The 15,406-nt window shown below is 65.9% G+C and carries 15 protein-coding genes; 9 read left to right on the forward strand and 6 right to left on the reverse strand.

Annotated elements, in window-relative coordinates:
- Positions 1 to 22: 22 nt before the first annotated feature.
- Together KAR29_RS08635 and radA are read right to left on the reverse strand one after the other, a co-directional pair.
- On the reverse strand, positions 23 to 1,342 hold the full coding sequence (locus tag KAR29_RS08635; protein WP_274372595.1) for an NfeD family protein: 1,320 nt from the start codon (positions 1,340 to 1,342) through the stop codon (positions 23 to 25).
- Positions 1,339 to 2,676: a DNA repair protein RadA gene (gene radA, locus KAR29_RS08640; RefSeq protein WP_274372596.1), complete on the reverse strand. Its 1,338-nt coding sequence runs from the start codon at positions 2,674 to 2,676 to the stop codon at positions 1,339 to 1,341. The genes KAR29_RS08635 and radA overlap by 4 nt, the downstream gene beginning before the upstream one ends.
- A gap of 483 nt (positions 2,677 to 3,159) precedes the next feature.
- Here radA and KAR29_RS08645 point away from each other — a divergent pair, with 483 nt between their 5' ends.
- Genes KAR29_RS08645 through hisIE form a run of 7 tightly spaced genes read left to right on the forward strand, consistent with a single transcriptional unit; the run spans position 3,160 to position 8,307 of the window.
- Positions 3,160 to 4,368 (forward strand): ATP phosphoribosyltransferase regulatory subunit, encoded by a 1,209-nt coding sequence (locus KAR29_RS08645; RefSeq protein WP_274372597.1) that lies wholly within the window; start codon positions 3,160 to 3,162, stop codon positions 4,366 to 4,368.
- Positions 4,368 to 5,009, forward strand: coding sequence for an ATP phosphoribosyltransferase (hisG, locus tag KAR29_RS08650; protein ID WP_274372598.1), 642 nt, complete (start codon positions 4,368 to 4,370; stop codon positions 5,007 to 5,009). The genes KAR29_RS08645 and hisG overlap by 1 nt, the downstream gene beginning before the upstream one ends.
- A 5-nt stretch (positions 5,010 to 5,014) precedes the next feature.
- Positions 5,015 to 5,587, forward strand: a complete 573-nt coding sequence (locus KAR29_RS08655) for an imidazoleglycerol-phosphate dehydratase (RefSeq protein WP_274372599.1) — start codon at positions 5,015 to 5,017, stop codon at positions 5,585 to 5,587.
- Positions 5,584 to 6,183 (forward strand): imidazole glycerol phosphate synthase subunit HisH, encoded by a 600-nt coding sequence (gene hisH, locus KAR29_RS08660; RefSeq protein ID WP_274372600.1) that lies wholly within the window; start codon positions 5,584 to 5,586, stop codon positions 6,181 to 6,183. The genes KAR29_RS08655 and hisH overlap by 4 nt, the downstream gene beginning before the upstream one ends.
- Complete coding sequence (locus KAR29_RS08665; RefSeq protein WP_274372601.1) at positions 6,180 to 6,902, forward strand: 1-(5-phosphoribosyl)-5-[(5-phosphoribosylamino)methylideneamino]imidazole-4-carboxamide isomerase; 723 nt, start codon at positions 6,180 to 6,182, stop codon at positions 6,900 to 6,902. The genes hisH and KAR29_RS08665 overlap by 4 nt, the downstream gene beginning before the upstream one ends.
- Complete coding sequence (gene hisF / locus KAR29_RS08670; RefSeq protein ID WP_274372602.1) at positions 6,896 to 7,681, forward strand: imidazole glycerol phosphate synthase subunit HisF; 786 nt, start codon at positions 6,896 to 6,898, stop codon at positions 7,679 to 7,681. Before KAR29_RS08665 ends, hisF begins: the two co-directional genes overlap by 7 nt.
- Positions 7,678 to 8,307 (forward strand): bifunctional phosphoribosyl-AMP cyclohydrolase/phosphoribosyl-ATP diphosphatase HisIE, encoded by a 630-nt coding sequence (hisIE, locus tag KAR29_RS08675; protein ID WP_274372603.1) that lies wholly within the window; start codon positions 7,678 to 7,680, stop codon positions 8,305 to 8,307. The genes hisF and hisIE overlap by 4 nt, the downstream gene beginning before the upstream one ends.
- 248 nt (positions 8,308 to 8,555) lie before the next feature.
- Here the strand turns inward: hisIE and KAR29_RS08680 are convergent, their stop codons facing one another.
- Positions 8,556 to 9,494: a LysR family transcriptional regulator gene (locus tag KAR29_RS08680; RefSeq protein ID WP_274372604.1), complete on the reverse strand. Its 939-nt coding sequence runs from the start codon at positions 9,492 to 9,494 to the stop codon at positions 8,556 to 8,558.
- A 242-nt stretch (positions 9,495 to 9,736) separates the two neighbouring features.
- Here KAR29_RS08680 and KAR29_RS08685 point away from each other — a divergent pair, with 242 nt between their 5' ends.
- Positions 9,737 to 11,158, forward strand: coding sequence for a YfcC family protein (locus KAR29_RS08685; RefSeq protein WP_274372605.1), 1,422 nt, complete (start codon positions 9,737 to 9,739; stop codon positions 11,156 to 11,158).
- 89 nt (positions 11,159 to 11,247) lie between these two features.
- On the forward strand, positions 11,248 to 12,438 hold the full coding sequence (locus KAR29_RS08690; protein ID WP_274372606.1) for a M20 family metallopeptidase: 1,191 nt from the start codon (positions 11,248 to 11,250) through the stop codon (positions 12,436 to 12,438).
- Positions 12,439 to 13,008: 570 nt separating this feature from the next.
- Here KAR29_RS08690 and KAR29_RS08695 read toward each other — a convergent pair.
- Genes KAR29_RS08695 through KAR29_RS08705 form a run of 3 tightly spaced genes read right to left on the reverse strand, consistent with a single transcriptional unit; the run spans position 13,009 to position 15,403 of the window.
- On the reverse strand, positions 13,009 to 13,749 hold the full coding sequence (locus tag KAR29_RS08695; RefSeq protein ID WP_274372607.1) for a PHP domain-containing protein: 741 nt from the start codon (positions 13,747 to 13,749) through the stop codon (positions 13,009 to 13,011).
- Positions 13,750 to 13,754: 5 nt separating this feature from the next.
- A complete protein-coding gene (locus tag KAR29_RS08700) occupies positions 13,755 to 14,090 on the reverse strand; it encodes a serine kinase (RefSeq protein ID WP_274372608.1) in 336 nt (111 codons plus the stop codon).
- A gap of 2 nt (positions 14,091 to 14,092) precedes the next feature.
- Positions 14,093 to 15,403 carry a [Fe-Fe] hydrogenase large subunit C-terminal domain-containing protein gene (locus KAR29_RS08705; RefSeq protein WP_274372609.1) on the reverse strand — a complete coding sequence of 437 codons (1,311 nt, stop codon included), beginning with the start codon at positions 15,401 to 15,403 and terminating at the stop codon, positions 14,093 to 14,095.
- Positions 15,404 to 15,406 lie beyond the last annotated feature (3 nt).

Here is a 15,406-nt window from a genome sequence, read left to right on the forward strand (position 1 = left end):
CTCCTTCGTGATTCTCTCGATTTCAGGGTTTTTCCTCTTCCACGGGCTCCACCGTCAGCAGGAGTCCCTCGATCTTGACGACGCGCACCGTCGTTCCCGGGGCAATCCGCCTGCCGTCGACGGAGCGGGCCCGCCAGAGTTCGCCTCGGCAGAGGACCATGCCCTCGGGGGAAAGGACGCTTTTCACCTCGGCCCGCGTCTCGACGAGGCCCTCCTGTCCCGAGACGACTTTGCGGCGCAGCGATCGCCAGACAGCGAAGGCCGACAGGGCGAAAAGAAGGGAGAGGGCCGCTATGGCTCCGCTCAGGACGCCCATGGAGACGTGAAGAAGCTCTCCGCCCGGCGCTCCTCTGAAGGTGACGAGGGCGCCGAGGATGAGGGCGGCGACGCCGAAGAGACTCAGAATCCCCATGCCTCCGACGAGCAGATCGAGGACCATGACGGCCACGCCGACGACGAGGAGGACGATGCCGGCCCAGTTGAAGGGAAGCATCCTCAGGCCGTAGGCTCCCATGAGGATCATGACGGCCCCCGACGTTCCCATCACGAAGCCGCCGGGCGTCAGGATCTCGAAGACGAGGGCGTAAAGACCGGCCATGAGCAGGAGATAGGCCACGTCAGGCCTCGTCAGGAAGGAAAGGATCTGAAGGCGTCGAGACAGGGGCCGGGCCTCGACGGAGGCCCCCGCCAGATTCAGGCGGACCGTCCTGCCTCCCGAACGGACCTCCCTTCCGTCGATGGCCGAAAGGAGTTGGTCGACGTCATCGGCGACGAGATCGACGACGCCCGCCCCGAGGGCCTCCGACGAGGTCAGGGAGAGACTCTCCGTGACCATGCGGGCCGCCGCCTCGGCGTCGCGTCCCCGCTCCGAGGCCAGGGAACGCATCTGGGCGGCCAGATCGTTGGCCACTTTCTTTTTCATGTCCCCCTCGGCGAGATCGCCTCCGGCTCCGACGGGGTGGGCGGCGCCGATGTGCGTTCCCGAGGCCATGACGGCCACGGCCGCCGACTGGACGAGGAAGGCCCCGGCCGAGGCGGCCCGGGCCCCCGACGGGGCCACCCAGACGACGACGGGGACGGGGCTGTTGACGATTCTCCCCGTCATGGCCCGCATGGAGCTGACCAGGCCGCCCGGCGTGTCGAGGCGCAGAAGGACGAGCCCGGCCTCTCTGTCCGCGGCCTCCTGAAGGACCTCGTCGAGATGGGCCTCCATGGCCGTGCCGACGACGCCCTCCAGATCGGAGAGGACGACGAGAGGGGCCGCCCGGGCCGCCGTCGCCGCCAGAAGGAAAAGGCAGACCACCGACATCCTTCGCAGGGCTTTGAAAACTTTTTCGTTCACCTTTCCATCACCTCCAGAGCCTCTTTCAGTTCGCTCACGGCGACGACGTCCATTCCTGAGGGCATCTCGTCCCTGTCGCGGCGACTCACGACGGCCCGGCGGAAACCGAGGCGGGCCGCCTCGCGAAGGCGCAGCCCCGTCCGCCGACAGGGGCGGATCTCTCCGGCCAGCCCCACCTCGCCGAGGAAACAGCACTCGGGCGGCAGACTTCTGTCCGTCGCCGCCGAGGCCAGCGCCATACAGAGGGCCAGATCGGCGCTCGTCTCCCGCACCTGAAGACCTCCGGCGATGTTGACGTAGACGTCGGACGTCCTGTAGGAGAGGCCGCACCGCCGCTCCAGGACGGCCAGCAGAAGCTGGACGCGGGCCACGTCGACGCCTCGGGCCGTCCTCTTCGGATAGGGGAAGGGCGTGGCGCAGGCCAGGGCCTGAACCTCGGCCACGAGGGGACGGGAGCCTTCGAGAGCGACGGTCATGGCCACGCCGGGGACGGAACCCTCGGCGGCGTTCCAGTAGAGAAGGCTGGCATCCTCGACGGGGGCCAGACCTCTTTCGATCATCTCGAAAATGCCCAGCTCGTCCGTGGCCCCGTAGCGGTTCTTCAGGGCCCTCAGGAGCCTGTAGGGCGAACTCCGCTCGCCGGAGAAGAGGAGGACGACGTCGACCATGTGCTCCAGCAGCTTGGGGCCGGCCAGCTGTCCCTCCTTGGTGATGTGGCCGACGAGAACGAAGGGGATGGCCTGGGCCTTGGCCAGGGAGATGCAGGTCTGGGCCACGGCCCGAACCTGGCTGGGCGTGCCGGGCCAGCCGGGTTCGCCCGGAGCCTTCAGGGCCTGAACGCTGTCGGCGACGACGAAGGCGTAATCGGAGGCCGAGGCCAGAGCCGATTCGAGATCGTCCTGACAGACGAGATGAAGATCGCCTCCCGTCGCTCCCAGGCGACGGGCCCTGAGGGCCACCTGGGAGGCCGACTCCTCGCCCGACAGGTAGAGCACCTTACGCCCCTGAGAGGCCATGGCCGCGCAGGCCTGGAGAAGAAGGGTCGATTTGCCGATGCCCGGCTCGCCGCCGAGGAGACTGACCCCACCGGGGACCCAGCCTCCGCCCAGAACGCGGTCCAACTCGTCGATGCCGGAGGCGACGCGCCTCGGCGCCTCGACGTCGAAAACATTGAGGGGCTTGACTCGGGCCCGGCGGGACTCTCCCGGTCCCTTCTCCTCGAGGATCTCGGCCAGAGTCCCCCAGGCGCCGCAGCCGGGACAGCGTCCCGTCCAGGTCACGGTTCGGTGACCGCATTCGCCGCAGAGGAAACGTGACTCCGTCTTCTTGGCCATAGTCTCCCTCCTTAAGCTTAATTTCAATCTTATCCTCCAGACCGGAAGCTGTCGAGCCCGTCGACGGCCCCTCTTCCCGCTCCATCGGCGAAAGGACTTTCGGAGAACCGAAAGGGGATGGCAGATAGGCGCCAAGACCCGGGCGGCCTTTTCCCCGGCGGGTCGGACCCGTCAGGACGGCCCCCAAACATCGGATATTCCCCGAAGGGCAGGGCCATCGGCTTTCCGCGACGGCAGGAACGTCTGTCGTAAAGGGAGCGACCTCGGCTCCTTCGGCCCCTGGAGCGGCCGCTCTCCACTGATAGAAACGGACTCGACCAGAACGACCTTTGCCGTCAAGGGCAAGGTCTCGGTCACGCAGGAAGAGTCGGGCTGGCTTCTCCCGGCGCGACGCCCTTTACACCCCTCGGCGGCCATGTTATCATCCTTTTCGCCCGACTCGATGCCATGATAGCGATTTAGCACGCTAAAGGAGATGCCGCCATGCCCTCTTCGATGATTCACCGCCTTCCTCAGGGATGCCGCACCGTCGGCGGAGCCCGGGCGAAAGCCATGGAGCGCTGCCGCCAGGTCTTCATGTCCCGCTTCGCCTCCTTCGGCTACCGCCCCTTCCTTCCTTCAGGTCTTCAGCTCATCCAGTCGGCCTGGGAGCGTCTCCCCTCCGACCTGAAGGGCCGGACCGTCTGTCTCACCTCGCCCTTCGGCGAGCCCTGCTGCCTTCGAGCCGACCTGACTCTGGCCGCCGTGGCCTACCTGGGAGCCCACTACGCCCCTCAGGAACGGCCTCTGCGCCTCTGTTACGCCGAACGCGTCTACAGAAGCTCCCCGCCGCCCGAGAAGGAGCTCGAAGGAACCCAGATCGGCGCCGAGCTGCTGGGCTGGGAGGGAGAGGGGGCCGACGTGGAGCTCCTCTTTCTCCTCATCGGTCTTCTCGACGCCCTGGACGTCCCCGACGTGATCATCGTCCTTGGCGACGTCACCCTCTTCGCCCGGGCCCTCCAGGGACTGCCGACGGAGACGGCCCGCCGCCTCACCCGGGCGCTGCAGGAGGGCAACCTCTCCGACTACGGCGCCGCCCTGCGGGGTCTGGCCGACCCTCTCGGCGAGACTCTGACCGAGCTTCCCCGCCTCAAGGGTGACGACGCCGTCCTGCGCCGCGGCGCCGAGCTTTTCGGCGCCGACGCCGTCGCCACCCTGGCGGCCATCAAGGAAAACCTCGACGCACTGGGCCTGGGCGAACGGATCCGCTTCGATCTGAGCCTCGTCCGGGAACTGGACTACTATTCGGGCCCCCTCTTCGACGTCTATGGCGGAACCTCGGGACGGGCCCTGGGCGGAGGAGGGCGCTACGACGCCCTCCTGGCCGAATTCGGCATCCTGGGTCAGGCCCTGGGCTTCGGCCTCGACCTGGAGCGCCTCTCCCAGGCCTCCTCCTTTTCCAGCGGCTCGCGGGGACCGGTCATGGCCTGGACGGGAGGCCTCTCGGCGGCCCGGGCCATCGCCAGGGGCGCCGAACTCTGCGGCGAGGGAATCGAGATCGAGCTGAGCTGGCAGCCCTCCAAGGCAAGATCGGTCAAACTGGCCGAGGGGCGGGGATTTTCCTTCTGGATCGATCTGGCCCGGGAGAGCGTCGTCGAAATCGCGACGGGGAAGACCTCTCCCCTCGATCTCTGGATCAGGGAGGGGATCTGATGCTGACCCTGGCTCTGCCGACGGGACGGGTCCAGAAGGAGGCCCTTCAACTTCTGGCCTCGCTGGGCCTGCCGACGAAAAGGCTGGAAAAGGCCGGACGGAGTCTGGTCATCGACGAGGGGACGACGCGCTATCTCCTGGCCAAGCCCATGGACGTCCCCCTCTACGTCCATTACGGCGTCGCCGATCTCGCCCTCGTCGGAAGCGACGTCCTGGCCGAGACGTCACCGGCCCTCATCGAGCTGGCCGACACGGGACAGGGGCGGTGCCGCCTCGTCGTCGCCGGGCCGAAGGAACTGGGCCGCCGCTTCTGGGGACACGAGAGCGCCATCATGGGCCTCCGCGTCGCCACCAAATATCCCCGCATCGCCGACGGCTATTTCGCGAAAAGGGGCGTTCAGGTCCGCATCATCTCCCTCAACGGCTCCATCGAGCTGGCCCCCCTGCTCAACCTCAGCGACTGCATCCTCGACATCGTCCAGACGGGAACGACGCTGGAGGCCAACCGTCTCGTCGTCCTCGACGAGGTGGCCCCCGTCTCGCTCCGCCTCGTGGCGAGCCGACGAAGCGCCCAACTCCGCTGGCAGGAGATCGGGCCTCTCGTCGAAAAGCTGAACCCCTCCCGGAAGGAGGTCCTCTAGAGAAGATGGTCACGGAACGGCAGAGGAAGACGAAAGAGACGGAAATCACCCTTCTTCTCGATACGGCACCGGAGAGCCCCGCAGTCGATGTCGACATCGACTGCGGCTTCATGGGCCACATGCTGACTCTCCTGGCCCACCACGGCCGCTGGAGCCTGACCGTCAGGGGTCGCGGCGACGACGCCGACGACCACCACCTCGTCGAAGACCTGGCCATCGTCCTCGGCTCGGCCCTCCTGGAAGAGACGAAGAAAACCGCCAGGACCCGCTACGGGTGGTGCGCCCTCCCCATGGACGGGACCCTCGTCCTCGCCTCCGTCGACATCAGCGGCAGAGGATCGTACAGCGGAGACCTCCCCTTCCCCGTGGCCACCTGCAGGGGCTTCGACCTCGAACTGATCGACGAGTTCTTCCGGGCCCTGGCCCGCGAGGCCCGGACGACGATCCACATCCGGGCACTGGCCGTCGACAACGGCCACCACCTGGCCGAGGCGGCCTTCAAGGGGCTGGGCCGGGCCTTCCGTCAGGCCCTGTCGCCGGCCGACGACGAGCCCAGCAGCAAGGGGAGCTGGCTGTGATCGCCCTCATCGACTACGGCGCCGGCAACGTGACCAACGTCGTCCGGGCCCTGGCGCGACTGGGCAGGGAGGCCCGGATTCTCTCCGAACCGGTCCCCATCGATGCCGAGCTCTACGTCCTTCCCGGCGTGGGTGCCTTTCCGCCCGCCATGGAACGGCTCCGGGATCGGGGATGGGAGACCTTTCTCCGCCGCTGGGCCGCCGCCGGGGGCCCCCTTCTGGGCATCTGCCTCGGGATGCAGCTCCTTTGCGAAAAGAGCCTCGAAGACGGATCCACGGAGGGACTGGGCTTCATCGGGGGCACCGTCTCCCTCCTGGAGGGCACGAAGCGCCTGCCTCACATGGGCTGGAACGATATGGTCCCCCTCCCCGCTTGCCCCGTCGCGGGAGGGCCCTTCTACTTCGTCCACAGCTACGCCCTGAAGGCAAGCGACGACGGAAAGGCCTTCACCGACGTCGACGGCCGTTCCTTCGTCTCCCTCGTCGCTAGAGACTCCGTCGCCGGATGCCAGTTTCACCCCGAGCGGAGCGGCCTCGAAGGCGTCGCCTTTCTGGGCCGTCTCATCGAGCATCTCATGAAGGAGGGAACACGATGATCCTCTACCCGGCCATCGACCTCTACGAGGGACGGGTCGTCCGGCTCCGACAGGGAGATTACGACAGGCTGACGGCCTACGGCGACGACCCCGTCGCCCAGGCACGCCTCTTCGCCGAAGCGGGCTGCACCTGGCTTCACGTCGTCGATCTCGAAGGAACCAGGGCGGGAGAGCCGAGACATCTCCATCTCCTTCCGGCCCTGGCCGAGACGGGACTTTCCATCCAGTACGGAGGGGGGCTCCGCAGCAGGGAGGCCCTCTCGTCGGCCCTCCGGGCCGGCGCGACGCGGGTCATGGCAGGAAGCCTTCTCGTCAGGGACATGACAGGAGCGGCGAGACTCTTCGATCAGTGGGGAGAGGCCATCGTCGCCGCCGTCGACGTCAGGGACGGGGCCGTCGCCTTCGGCGGCTGGATCGAGCAGTCCGACCTCGATCCGAAAGGCTTCCTCGAAAAGCTCCTTTCCCTCGGCGCCCGGCGCTTCCTCGTCACCTCCGTGGCGCGGGACGGCACGGGGCAGGGCCCCGACATCGAGCTCTATCGCTCTCTTCTCGCCACGTCTCCCTCGGCGGCCCTCATCGCCGCCGGCGGCGTCGCCTCCGTCGAAGACCTCCTTTCCCTGAGGGATCTCGGGCTGGAAGGAGCCGTGGCCGGTCGATCCCTCTACGAGGGGATCCTCTCCCTGGTCGAGGCCCTCGAGGCGCTGGGCCGGCCATGCTGAGAAAAAGGATCATCCCCTGTCTCGACGTCAAAGAGGGACGGGTCGTCAAAGGAGTCAACTTCGTCAACCTCCGCGACGCCGGAGACCCGGCCCGACTGGCCCGGGTCTACATGGAGCGGGGCGCCGACGAGCTCGTCTTTCTCGACATCAGCGCCTCGGCCCAGCGGCGGAAGACCATGACGGGATGGGTCCGGGCCGTCGCCGACGAGCTGCTCATCCCCTTCACGGTGGGAGGCGGCATCTCCTCGGCCGAAGAGGCCCGGGAAATCGTCGCCCTCGGAGCCGACAAGATCTCCCTCAACACGGCGGCCGTCGAGAACCCCGGACTCATCGCCGACTGCGCCCGCCTTCTGGGACGCCAGGCCGTCGTCGTCGCCATCGACGTCCGCCGCGACGGAGAGACCTTCGACGTCTACATCCGGGGCGGCCGGGAAAAAAGCGGCCTCGAGGCCCTGAGCTGGGCCCGCGAGGTCGAGCGCCTCGGCTGCGGCGAAATCCTCCTCACCTCCATGGACCGCGACGGGACAAAAGAGGGCTTCGACATCGATCTTCTGAGCCGTCTCACCGCGACCGTCCGCGTTCCCGTCATCGCCTCGGGCGGTGCGGGAACGAAGGAGCACATGGCCCAGGCCTTCGAGGCCGGAGCGGAAGCGGCCCTGGCCGCCTCCGTCTTCCACTTCGGGACCCTCGACATCGGAGAACTGAAAGAATGGCTCGACGGGCGGGGAATCGCCGTCCGCCTCGACAAAAAGGCACGACCGAGGAGGGACGGAAATTGAACGAAGCGATCTTCGAGGGGCTTCGATTCGGCGACGACGGCCTCCTGCCCGTCGTCGCCCAGGACGCCGTGACGGGAGAGATCCTCATGCTGGCCTGGGCCGACAGGGAGGCCCTGAGGGAGACGGAACGGCTGGGCGAGCTGGTCCTCTACAGCCGCTCCCGCGGGGAGCTCTGGCACAAGGGAAAGACGAGCGGCAACAGAATGAAGGTTCTGGCTCTCAGGGCGGACTGCGACAGCGACGCCGTCGTCGCCCTCGTCGAACCGGCAGGGCCGGCCTGCCACACGGGGGCCCGAAGCTGCTTCTTCCGCAATCTTCTCGGCGAGGGAGGCGACGAGGCCTCCTTTCCGGGACGTCTCTGGCGCTACCTCCTCAAAAGGCGCCACGACGGCCCCGACGAAAGTTACACCGCCTCCCTCCTGGCCCGGGGAAAAAGCCGGGTGGGACAGAAGATCGGCGAAGAGGGCGTCGAGACGGCCATAGCCGTCGCAACGGGAGACAGAGAAGGGACCCTCTACGAGGCGGCCGACCTCGTCTATCACCTCCTCGTCGGCCTTCTCTCCCTCGACATCCCCCTGGGAGACCTCTGGAAGGAACTGGCCTCGCGACACAAGGGAAAGGAATGAGGAAGGGGCGGGTCACGGACCCGCCCCTTCCTCATTCCTGACGGGGAAGAGAGCGACGGAGGCCGGTTTCGGCCCCCTCGACCTTTCTGAGGAAAGAGGAGACCTCTCGTCCCGCCCGGAGACATCCGGAAAGGGAAGGCCCACGACGGGCCCTTCACGAAAAAACGCGCCGAACGGTAAAAGGCGACGGAGAAGGCCCGTCGACGGGTCCCTGCCTCCGGCCCGGGAAGCGGGCGCCCCTCCTCCTTTCAGGGTCGGCTGTGGCTCCAGGGGGCCTCTTTAGCGCACTCGGCGACGACGGAGACGAAGTCGCGGGCGTACTGGGGCACGTAGCGATCCCGCCTCCTGATGGCATGGTAGGGGACGATCTCACCGGGATCGCCCACCAGAAAATGGAGGACAGGCCTGGGGTAGACGAAGTTGACGGTGTAGCTCGCCATGTTGAAGGCGATCCCGAGCTCTTCGGCCGCCATCTGCGAGGCCGCCTCGAGATTCTCGATCAGGAAGACCCTCCCCGGCCTGGCTCCGGAATGGGTCAAGGCGCGATCCGTGTAGGTCCGGACGGACTGGGAGGGATGCTGAAGAATGAAGGTCTCGCCGTCGAAAACCCTCAGATCGATCCAGGGAAGGGGAAAACCCTCGATGGCCTGCGCCTCCCTGACCCTGCGATGGTCGGGAGAGACGACGACGACCAGGCGGTCGTCGTAAAGAGGAAGGTACTCCAGTGCGGCATGAGAGGACCTCCTGTTGTTGACGACCAGGTCCAGCTCCCCCTCCAGAACCATGCGGAAGAGCTCCGACGATCCCCCTTCGAAGACGGAGACCTGGACGCCCGGGTAGAGACCGGAAAAACGGCGAAGGGCCGCCGGCAGCAGATACGTCGTCCGGCGGGGATGAAGGCCCAGCCTGAGCGTCCCCGAAATGCCTCCCTTGAGATCGGTCAGAGCCGCCTCGTACTGATTTTTCAGATCGACCATTTGAGCCGCATAGTGGAGATAGAGGCGCCCTCCCTCGGTGGGGACGAATTTCTTCCCCATTCGGTCGAAGAGGGGGAAGCCGAGGCTTTTCTCCTTCGAGCTGAGGAAGACGCTCAGCGCCGGCGAGGAGATGTTCAGAGCCTCGGCGGCATACTTGATGGTGCCGTACTTGCAGATGGCCAGAAGATTTTCCTGCTCTCTCAGATTCATGGCCAGACCTTCCTTGTTATTTTAAATTAGTTATACACTAATATGTGATTTTAAATATTCCATTTGAAAAAATCATCGTAACCGAGTACGCTGGCTCCCGTCAACCTTCGGGGTGCGAAGATCTGGGCCGGCCAGGTCTCTCGACTTCCGAGGCCTTTCGCTTCGGCCTCCTCTTCCGGGAACGGGAGATCTCCCGACGGGGCCTGAGACGAGGGAAACCCGACAAGGAGGGAACAGCGTCCATGGCTGTGCTGAAGAAACGCTTCAATTTCGCCGACGTCAAAGTGCCTCACACTTACGTGATCATCTTCACCATGATCCTCGTCGCGGCGGCGCTGACCTACGTCATTCCCGCCGGACAGTACGATCGCCTGAAAAACAGCGCCGGCATCACCGTCGTCGACCCCCAATCCTTCCACTACGTCGAGTCCGCTCCGGCGGGTGTCATGGGCGTCCTCAGCGCCGTTCCCGACGGCCTGAAATCGACGGCCAGCCTCGTTTTCTTCCTCTTCATCATCGGAGGCGTCTTCCAGATCATCAACTGCACCGGGGCCATCAACGTCCTGGTCAACCGGCTGAGCAGGACCTTCAGCGGCCGAGAAGAGTTCATCATTCCCGTCTTTCTTTTCACCTTCTCCCTGGGCGGAGCCCTGATGGGCATGTCCAACGAGGTGCTGGCCTTCGTCCCCATCGGCATCATGCTGGCCCGCAAGTCGGGCTTCGACGCGGCGGTGGGAACGGCCATGGTCACCATGGGAGCCCTGGCCGGATTCAGCGCCGGAACGATGAACCCCTTCACCGTCGGCATCGCCCAGGGCATCGCCGAGCTTCCCCTCTACTCGGGTCTCGGCCTGCGCATCGTCCTCCACTTCACGTTCCTTCTCATCGGAAGCGTCTACCTCATGCGCTACGCCAGGAGAGTGAAGAACGATCCCTCGTGCAGCATCGTCGCCGATCTGGAGAGAGAGGAACAGGCCATCACCCTCGCCCAGGCCGAACGGGAGGAGACCGTCTCCGATTTCCGCCACGCAGGCGTCCTCCTCGCCTTCCTCGCAGGGCTGGCCTATATCCTCTACGGCGTCTTCAAATACGAATGGGGCATCGCCGAAATGCAGCCCATCTTCATCGCCATGGGCATCGTCGGAGGGCTTATCGGAGGCATGGGTCCCAGCGCGATCGCCCGGGAATTCCTGAACGGAGCCCGCGCCCTGGCCTTCGGCGCCCTCGTCATCGGTTTCGCCCGAGGCATCCTCGTCGTGCTCCAGAACGGGATGATTCTCGACACGATCATCCACGGCCTGGCCGTCTGGCTTCAGGCCATGCCGGCCCAGCTGACGGCCCTGGGCATGTTCCTCATCCACATCGTCCTCAATTTCTTCATCCCCTCCGGCAGCGGGCAGGCGGCGGCGACGATGCCCCTCTTCATCCCCCTGGCCGACATCACCGGCGTGAGCCGTCAGGTCGCCGTCCTGGCCTTTCAGCTCGGCGACGGCATCTCCAACGGCATCAACCCCACCTCGTCCAACATGAACGCCTTCCTGGGCGTGGCCAAGATCACCTATCCCCAGTGGGTCCGCTTCGCCGGCCCGCTCATCGTGACGTGGCAGATCACGGGAGCCCTCTTCATCCTCGTCGCCAACCATATCGGCTACGGTCCCTTCTGACGGGACCGACAGGGAGAGCGCGGGGAAAACGCGAGGCCCGGGGGCGAGGCCGCCGGGCCTTTTTCGGAAAGTGGAGGAAAAGAAGACAGATGGACAGAAAACAAGACCTTTTCGAGCACATCGACGCCATGGCCTCCGACCTGACCGCCCTGTCCGACTTCATCTTCGACCACCCCGAGAAGGGGCTGGAGGAACATCAGGCCTGTGCCCTGCTGACCGATTTCCTGGCCCGAGAGGGTTTCGACGTCGAAAGAGGTCTCGTCGGCATGGACACGGCCTTCCGGGCCTCTTTCGACAACAGGTCAGGAGACGGGAAGGGACCTTCCATCGGGCTTCTCTGCGAATACGACGCCCTGGAAGACCTGGGTCACGCCTGCGGCCACCACATGCAGGGACCGGCCATAGTCGGAGCCGCCTCGGCGCTGAAAGCCCTCTGCGGCGACAGGCCCTTTCGTCTCGTCGTCTACGGGACTCCGGCCGAGGAGACGGTGGGCGGGAAGATCCTCATGAAGGAAAGAGGCTGCTTTCAGGACATCGACGTGGCTCTCATGATGCACGGCTCTCCCACGACGACGACGGACGTCCGCTGCCTGGCCCTCATCTCCTACGAGGTGACCTTTCTCGGTCGGTCGGCCCATGCCGCCATCGCTCCCGAAAAAGGACGGAGCGCCCTCGACGCCCTTCTCCTGGCCTGTCAGGGCATCGAGTTCCTCCGGGAACACGTCCGGGACGAGACGCGGCTCCACTACACGATCCTCGACGCCGGAGGGCCGAGCAACGTCATTCCGGCGCGGGCCAAGGGCGAGTTCTCCCTGCGCTCCTACTCCACCGATTACGTCGATTCGGTGGCGAAGAGAGTCCGCGACCTCTTCCGCGGGGCGGCCCTCATGGCCGGAGTCACCTGCGAGATCGAGGAGAAGCCCCGCTATCAGGCGAAAATACCCGTCCTGGCCCTCAACGAACTTCTGATGGACAACGCCCGCAGGCTCGAGGCGCCGACGCTGCGCCCGCCGAGGGAGAAGACCGGTTCGACCGATTTCGGCAACGTCATGTACGACCTTCCCGGCTCCTGCATCCGCGTCGCCTTCGTCGACGAAAAGGCTTCCCCTCACTCCGAAGACTATCTCCGGGCGGGAAAGAGCCCCGAGGCCCATCGCTGCGTTCTGCTGGGAGCCAAAATCCTGGCGGCGACCTGCTGGGATCTCGTCGAAAGGGAGGAAACCCTCAAGGCGATCCAAGGAGAATTCGGAGAGAGGAAGGAAGAACTCTCCCGCGTCTGACCGGGCCCCGCCGTCGCCGTGCCGGCACAGGGCCATGAGGAGCGGGGACACCGACAGGGGGAGGAGCGGCGAAGTCCCGATCGTCGACCTTCGAGTGAGGAAGGGATGCCTCGCCCGTCGGCGGGCTCTTTCGAAAAAAGACCCCTCGCCTCGCCTGATGGGTCTGTTCTCCCCGGGAATCCTTCCGGGGAGAAGGTCCGGCGCCCCTTCCGAGGGAACGTCCCTGCCGAGGTCCCGGCGATGCGGGATCTCAAGGCCGGGCGTCGCCGTCCTTCGACGGCGCCTTCCTGCGCCGCAGCCCCGGAAGGGTTTCCTTTGGCGCGATTCGGTCCGGGAAAAGCGCCCCTGAAGGGACGGAGAGAGCCGGATAGCCGTGAGCCCCCGCCTGAAGGCGGGGGCTCACGGCTATCCGGCTGCAGCGAGGGCCAGGAGTCCGTCGGGCTTGGCCTGACGATCGCTGATCGATGCTCTTTTGTCCTACCTGAAAGGGATTCTTCGTTCTCGAAGGCAGACGCTTCGTCTCATAGGTCAGGCCCAATCAACCTTTTCCCGGAGAAGTCCGACAGGCCCCTAGAGAAGGACCTTGCGACCTCCCTGGCCGCGCAGGGCCAGGGCCAGCTCGTCGAAGGAGGGCTCTTCGAGGAGCATCCTGCAGCCCCACCGGGCCTGAAGATCGTCGAGACGATGGGCGTCGGAGGCCCGGGTGAAGACTCGCCGCGGATAAAGGCGGCGGAAGGCCTCCAGCCCCGCCGCGTCGACGCGGCGGGAGACTTCGAGGGCGTCGACGGGCAGCTCGTCTGGGATGGGGCCGAGGACGACGGGGTAGGAGAAGGAACTCCTGTCGATGTGGGCCATGACGGAGAGGCCGCCTCGGCGGGCCGTCTCGGCGACGACTTCGTCGACGCTGTAGCCGACGGCCTGAACGAGGAGACGGTCCTCCATGCGGACCACTTCGTTGGTGCCGTCGATGACGACCTGCCAGCCGAAATAGTCGGGGTCGTTGAGGACGGGCCCCATCTTTTTCCAGAGCCATCCCTGGAAGTCGGCGGCCTCGCCGTAGGAGCGGAAGAGAGTGACGACATGGATGTCCTCGGCCGTCTGAACCTCGATACCGGCGATGACGAGCGGTCCGCCGTCTCCGGCGGCCTCGCGCAGGGCGGGCACGTTGTCGGCGGCGTTATGGTCCGTGACGGCCAGGATATCGATCCCCTCGGCCCGCGCTTTTTCGACGATCTCCGGTGCCCCCATCTCCAGCTCGCCGCAGGGCGAAAGGACGGTGTGGACGTGAAGGTCCACCTGAAAGGGGACCATGGGAACTACCCCTCAAGTCCCAGGGCGTAGAGCCTGCCGCAGAGTTCGTAGGCCGAAAGGGGCGACGAGGCCAGGGCGATCGACTCCTTGAGACACCGCTCCGCCAGCTCCGGCGCGGGTCTACGTCCGTCGGAGAGGACGATGAGAGGCACGTCGCGCAAAACGGCGACGGCGGCCACGTTGACGTGGTTCTGTATCGTCACCCAGACCGCCTCTTCGGGACAGCGACCCATGACGAAACTGAGGAGGTCTCCGACGGTGCCCCGGCGGATCTCTGCGTCGCTCCGGCCGGGACAGTGGACCTCGAGGGCAAGAGCCTCCAGGACAGCGGCAACTTTCATGATCAGCGATTTCCCCTTCCCCGCAGCGTCTGAGGCTGGAATGTGGACAGATCGATGATGTCGGCGGCGAGCGTGCTGATGCGCTCCCGCAGCTTGAAGATGCAATCCGTCGTCTCGCCGCAGCCTCGGACGATGTCCTCGGCCATGGCCTTGCAGGAGGGCCGGCCACAGGCGCCGCAGTCGATGTGGGGAAGGCCGGCGAAGATCTCCTTCATTTTCTTGAGGCGATCCATGGCCTCGTTGAGGTTTTCGGCCAGGGGCCTTCCGGGCCGCGTCGACAGAGGCTGGGGAAGGCGCCAGACTCCTGCGTCGTAGAGGTCGACGATGGCCGCCCGCTCTTCCTCGGAAGGGTTCCAGTCGACGTTGAGGGCCTCCGTCCGAAGCTGGCCGAGAAAGCGCGATTCGGCGTTGCCGATTCCGCCGATGCAGCCCAGGTCGCAGACGCGGCACTCGACGAAATCGACGCCGTGGAGACGGCCCAGCTCGAGATCCCTCAGAAGGTCGAGGGTGTTGCGCAGTCCCGAAACGGTGACCGTCGTCAGCTCCCGCGACGCGAAAGCCTTGACGTGACGCGACTCTCCTCTGCGGGCCGCCCAGCGGATCCAGCGGGTGTTGGCCATGGGCTCGCGCTCGCCCCTCACGCGGGGACCTCCGGCCAGAAGGTCCCGGGCGACGCTTTTGACGGAGACGACATGGTCGATATTGCTGTTCCCCCGCCCCTCGGGACTGCGGATCATGGTGATCTTGGCCGGACAGGGAGCCAGAAGCGTCACGGGATCGGTTCTCCCCGTTTCCTTGCGCCAGAGGGCGACGCCCGTCTCCAGGGGCGATTCGACGGGGACAAGCCGCCCCAGAAGTTCGGGGAAGCGGGTCTGAATGAGACGTACCACGGCGGGACAGTAGGTGGAGATGAAGGGGCGCTCGTCCTCCGTCGAGCCTTCGATGATCCGGGCCGTGGCGTAGGCGGCGACGTCGAAGGCCCTCGCGACGTAGGGGCAGAGGTCTTCGATGTTCCACGAAGACAGAGCCTCGACGACGAGGGCCGGACGCCAGTAATGACTGAACTGAACGTAAAAGGTGGGATCGGCGACGACGACGGAGGCTCCGTGGGACTGAAGAAGCCGCCAGTCATCCTCGTCGAGGCCGAGAGCCTTGTTGCCGCAGCTTCGGATGCACTCGCCGCAGTCGATGCAGAGTTCGGGGATGATCCTCACCTGGCCGTCGATGACGCGAATCGCCTCGGTGGGACAGGAGCGGATGCAGTTGACGCACCCCCGACAGGCCACGTCGAAAATCTTGACCCCTTGGGCCATCGT

Source organism: Aminithiophilus ramosus (genome assembly GCF_018069705.1).
Lineage (GTDB): Bacteria > Synergistota > Synergistia > Synergistales > Aminithiophilaceae > Aminithiophilus > Aminithiophilus ramosus.